This window comes from Micromonospora tarensis (genome assembly GCF_016803395.1).
Taxonomy (GTDB): domain Bacteria; phylum Actinomycetota; class Actinomycetes; order Mycobacteriales; family Micromonosporaceae; genus Micromonospora; species Micromonospora tarensis.
In genome coordinates, this window is record NZ_JAEVHL010000348.1 from 1 (window position 1) to 4,976 (window position 4,976).

Consider the following 4,976-nt stretch of genomic DNA (forward strand, 5'->3'; position numbering starts at 1 on the left):
GCCGAGCCGGGTGGGCCGCCGCGTCGAGACAGCGGTCACCCGCGGCGGCCGCGCCCGGGGCGCGAGGCGAGCGCGGCCGGCCAGACCGGTGCCGCGTGAGACGCCGTCGCGCCGAATCCAACCCGGAGCCGGGGACAGTGGACGGTCGGAAGGCCCGCCGCGGGTGACGACGGGCCTTCCGGGTCGCGCCTGACGGCTAGTGCGACATCAGCTCGTGCGACTCGCGGATCTTCGCCCAGGACTTCGGCTCGGCCGGCGGGGCGGCAGTGCGGGCGGCGCTGGCCACGTCGGGCCGGCCGGCGGTGAACAGCCAGGTGTTGAACAGGTCGTCCAGGTCCAGGCCGGAGATCCGTTCCGCCAGCGCCTGGAACTGGGCGATGGTGCCGTTGCCGTACCGGTGCGCGGTGGCCCAGGCCGGCAGGATCTCGAAGAACGCGTCGTCGCCGACGGCCAGCCGGAGCTGGTGCACCGTCATCGCGCCCCGGTCGTAGACGGCGTTGTCGAAGATTCCAGCGGCGCCCGGGTCACCCGGCAGCACCTGCCAGAACTCGTCGTCGGCCGGGTAGCTGGCGTAGGTGAAGTCGAAGACCTCCTGCGCGCTGCCCTCACCCTGCTCCTCCGACCAGAGCCACTCGGCGTACGTGGCGAAACCCTCGTTGAGCCAGATGTTGCGCCACTCGGCCACCGAGACCGAGTCGCCGAACCACTGGTGGGCGTTCTCGTGCACCACCACGTAGGTGTTCGCGCCGCGTCGCCAGAAGCCCGGCCCGTACACCGGTCGGGTCTGCGTCTCCAGGGCGAAGTTGATGCCGTCCAGCGGTCCGGCCACGCCGCCCTGCGCCTCGAACGGGTACGGCCCGAAGATCCCGCTCTCCCAGTCGACGATCTCGGCGGTCCGCTCGATGCTGGCCCGAGCGGCCGGCCCGAGCGCGCCCAGCGAGGTGCTGTACGCGTTGACCACCGGCTGGCCGCCCGGCGTGGTGTCGGTGACGATGTCGTACTGGCCGATGGCCAGGAAGGCCAGGTAGGTGGCTGTAGGGGAGGTGGTCCGCCAGCTCCACCGGGTGCGGTTGCCCGGCTCGGCGGCCGGCGGCCTCGGCTGCACGCCGTTGCTGATCACCTCGACGCCGGTGGGCACCGACACGGAGATGTCGAAGGTGGCCTTGTCCAGCGGGTGGTCATTGCTCGGGAACCACCACCACGCCGCCTCGGGCTCGTTGACGGCGAGGGCGCCGTCGTCGGTACGCGTCCAGCCGGTGTAGCCGCCGACCAGGGTCTCCGACGGAACGCCGGAGAAGCGCACCACGATGGTGAGTTGCTGACCCCGGGTCACCGTGCGGGCCGGCGTGACCACCAGCTCGTGTGCGCCCGCCGTGTCGGTGCTCGCCGCCCAACCGTTGACCCGGACCGACTCGACGTCGAGCAGGAAGTCCAGGTTGAACGTCGAAAGGTCGGCAGTGGCCGTGGCGAGGATGGTGGTGGTGCCGGTGAGCAGGTCGGTGGCCGGGTCGTAGCGCAGCCGGACGTCGTAGTGCTCGACGTCGTAGCCGCCGTTGCCGTAGTCGGGGAAGTAGCTGTCGCCCAGGCCGGGCGCGCCGGGTTGCGGCGCGGCGGTGACGACGGGACGGCCCCAGCCCGTCGGGGCGGCGTGGCCGGGGGTGCCGGCGAGCATGGTGCCGGCGGTGGTGAGGGTCAGGGCGGTGGTAGCCGCCATGAGGACTCGTCGCACGGGGTGGACTCCCTCCATCGGGTGTACGCCACGCCAACCTAATCGACAACTGTGAACGTTGCCGGCCCGCCGTCCGTCGATCTCTGGCGTATCCTGCCCCGCAAGGTCACACTGGGTGCATCGGAGGTGACGCGTGCGGCGGTCCGAGGTGCCCAAGCGGGAGTTGATCGGCCAGCGGCAGGCGACCGGAGGTCGGGACCTCCTGCCGGCCGGCGGGCCCGAGTTCTTCGCGCTCCTCGCGCAGTTGCTGCGCCGGCCCCGCCGCGGTGACCGACGACTCCCGCTGCTCTGGGTGGTCCGCGCCGACCCGCCGGATCTGATGGTGCCGCTGCGCCGGTTCCTCGGCCAGGGCCCCCGGCGGCGGGTCCCGCACGCCGTGCTGGACGCCGAGGTGCCGCCGGGCGCCGCGGACGTGCCGGCGTTGCTGCGCGAACTGCACCGGCAGCTCTCCCTGGAGGCCTTCGGCGCGGCCCGGCTGCGGTTCCGGCACTACCCGCTCGCCGACTGGCTGATGCAGCAGAGCCTCAGCGTCAGCGTCGACGCCGACGACAGCCGCGCGGCGCTGGTGCGCCGGCTGCGGGACCGGCGGGGCCCGCGTACGCCGGAGGCGCCGCCCTCCGGCGGTGACGCGGTGAGCATCGTCTCGCAGGTGCTGCTCTGGCTGGTTCGCCGCGCCGTGCCGGGGGTGGTCTTCCGGGCCGCCGTCTCCGGTCGGGTGCCACTGCTCGGCCGGCACTACCGCTGGTTCATGCGCCAGCAGTACCTCGCCCCCCGGCAGTCGGTCACGTTCCTCGGCTTCGCCGAGCGGCTCACCGCCGGGTGGCGCGACGGGGAGCAACCCGACCAGGTCAACAAACTGCTGCTGCACGCGTTCCTGGAGGACCTGCGGCAGGCGTACCGGCGTCGGCCCTGGCGCCCGTCGGACTGGCGACGCACCGCGTACCCGGCGCTGCTGCTCGACCACGTCGCCCCCGGCAACGTCGGCGGGCAACTGGTCCGGCTGATCGGCGACGTCCGCACCGAGACCGGCCGCAACGACCCGCTGCTCATCGTCGCGTCCGGCGCACAGCCCCCGCCCGAGCTGCCGAACCGCACCCGTTGACCGAGGCCGACGAGGCGTACGACGAGTGGGCCGAGCGCTGCCGGAGATGCGGCGGCTGCGCCGCCCGGCCGCCTGGCTGGTGGTGCTGCGTCCCGACGACACCGACACCGGCCCACCGTCGCGGGGTGGCGTCCGGCCCTTCTCCGCACCAGATCCGCCCTGGTGGTCGCGGCGCTTCCTGCCGGCGGCGCTCTGCCTGGTGCTGGTGGCGGCGCTCGGCGTGTGGGTGGGCACCCGGTGGGGGCCGGGCTGCCATCCCTCGCTCACCGGCGGTCGGGTCTCGGTCGAGATCGCCGCCGGCGGCGAGTGTGTCGGCTACAGCGACAGCGCCGCGCAGGTGTTCAACAACGACCCCGGGCAGGACCGGCTGCGCACCGTCCAGCGGCGGATCTTCGCGCAGAACCGCGCCGCCGAGGAGGTCTGGCAGCGCAGTGACCGGCGTCGACCCTTCCTCACCCTGGTCTACCTGGGCACCCTGACCGGCAACCGGACCCGCGCGGACGAGGAGTCGTACGTCTCCGAGCGGGAGGAGCTGGAGGGCATGGCCACCGCCCAGTACGCGTTGCTGAAGGAGTCGGCCGGCGCCGACGGTGCCGCGTTGCTGCGGATCGTGGTGGCCAACGCCGGCCGGCAGATGATCCACGCCGACCGGGCCGTGGCGATGCTGGCCGAGCTGGCCCGCGACGACCCCACGGTGCTCGGGGTGGTCGGGCTGGTGGAGAGCCGCACCAGCACCGCCCGCGCGCTGCGCGAGCTGAACCAGGTCGGGCTGCCGGTGCTCGCCCCGACCCTCTCCGCCGACCGGATGGACGCCAACTCCCGCCTCTACCTGCAGATCTCCGCGCCGAACGCGGATCAGGTGAAGATGGTCGACGCGTACGCCCGGCAGGTGCTGAAGGTCGACCAGGCGCACGTCTTCTACACCACACTGGAGGGCAGCTCGCTCACCGAGGACCTCTACGTGGGCACCCTCGTCGACGGGCTCCGCCAGCGGTTCGGCGCCCGGCTCACCCGCATCGACGAGTGGCGCACCGGGCAGCGGCTGACCGGCGAGTGCGGTTACCCCGGTCTGCTCTTCTACGCGGGCCGCTGGTCGGACTTCGACGGGTTCCTGCGGGCGCTGCGCGAGTGCGGCGGCAACCCGCCCCGGCACCTCGTCGCCGACGACTCGGCCAACCGCTACATGGCCAACCCGGGGCTGCGGGCCGCCGCGCCCGGCAACCTGCCCGTCACGTACGTCTCCAAGGCGTCCCTGGCCACCTGCGCCGCGCTGCGCGCCGCCCAGGATCGACGGGACGACGCGCGGGCCAGCTTCCTGTCCTGGATCCAGGCCGACGACCTGCTCGACCCGCCGCGCTGCCGGCCGGGCTCCGAGGAGCAGGTCGGCGAGCGGGTCAGCCTCTCCTACGACGCGGCGATGATGCTGATCCGGGCGGTGGAGAGCCTCGCCGCCCGGCTGCACCACGCCGATCCGCGGCAGCGCTGGGAGCCGAGGTCGGTCAACCCGGTCGCGGTACACGCGGAGGTGCTCCGGCAGAACGCCGGCCAGGGCTACCGGGGGGTGGCCGGGTTGATCCGGTTCACGCCCGACTCGGGGGAGCCGGTCGACAAGCGGCTCGCCCTGATGCGGGTGGAGCAGGTGCCTGACGTGGCCACGGCTCCGGTGGAGGTGTTCCGGTGTGGAGTGGCCGACACCTCCGGTCCGGCCGCCTGCGGCCCGGTGTGACCGGTCCGCCGGTGACACGTCCTCGTCGGACTGTCCGGGTGCCACAGGCGTCCGTTAGGGTTCCTGGGACCAGGCGGCCGTTGGCGTTGGGGGCAGAGGGTGGGCAGGCTCGCGTCGGCGTACGGGCAGGCGGTCAACTCCCACCGGGCGGCCCGGGCGCATCTGGACAATGCCCGCGGCGCTCTCGGCACGGCACCGAGCGCTGCCGCTGCGGCCGGCGTCGATGAGCTGGTGGCCCGCCTCGCCCGCCTCGGCGACGCGCTCGCCACTCCCGCCCCGGGCGCGACGCCGCTGACCGACGAGCCCGCCGCGGTCGCGGATCGGCGCGGCGTCCACTTCCGACGGCGGCTTCCCGGTGCTGGTCCCGCTCGGCGGCGGCCACCACCTGGCAGGTGGATACCGACGCCCGGGACCCGCAG

At 73.8% G+C, this 4,976-nt stretch carries 3 protein-coding genes and 1 pseudogene; 3 read left to right on the plus strand and 1 reads right to left on the minus strand.

Going from position 1 to position 4,976, the window contains the following annotated elements; all coding sequences use genetic code 11:
• Positions 1-196: 196 nt before the first annotated feature.
• Positions 197-1,729 (minus strand): M1 family metallopeptidase, encoded by a 1,533-nt coding sequence (locus JM949_RS33435; RefSeq protein WP_407664870.1) that lies wholly within the window; start codon positions 1,727-1,729, stop codon positions 197-199.
• A 133-nt stretch (positions 1,730-1,862) separates the two neighbouring features.
• Here JM949_RS33435 and JM949_RS38175 point away from each other — a divergent pair, with 133 nt between their 5' ends.
• The 3 genes and pseudogenes from JM949_RS38175 to JM949_RS38185 form a co-directional block, all read left to right on the plus strand.
• Positions 1,863-2,831 (plus strand): hypothetical protein, encoded by a 969-nt coding sequence (locus tag JM949_RS38175; RefSeq protein ID WP_238434351.1) that lies wholly within the window; start codon positions 1,863-1,865, stop codon positions 2,829-2,831.
• A gap of 25 nt (positions 2,832-2,856) precedes the next feature.
• A complete protein-coding gene (locus tag JM949_RS38180; RefSeq protein ID WP_238434352.1) occupies positions 2,857-4,557 on the plus strand; it encodes a type 1 periplasmic-binding domain-containing protein in 1,701 nt (566 codons plus the stop codon).
• A gap of 99 nt (positions 4,558-4,656) precedes the next feature.
• Positions 4,657-4,976, plus strand: a pseudogene (locus tag JM949_RS38185) (hypothetical protein); the annotation flags it as partial.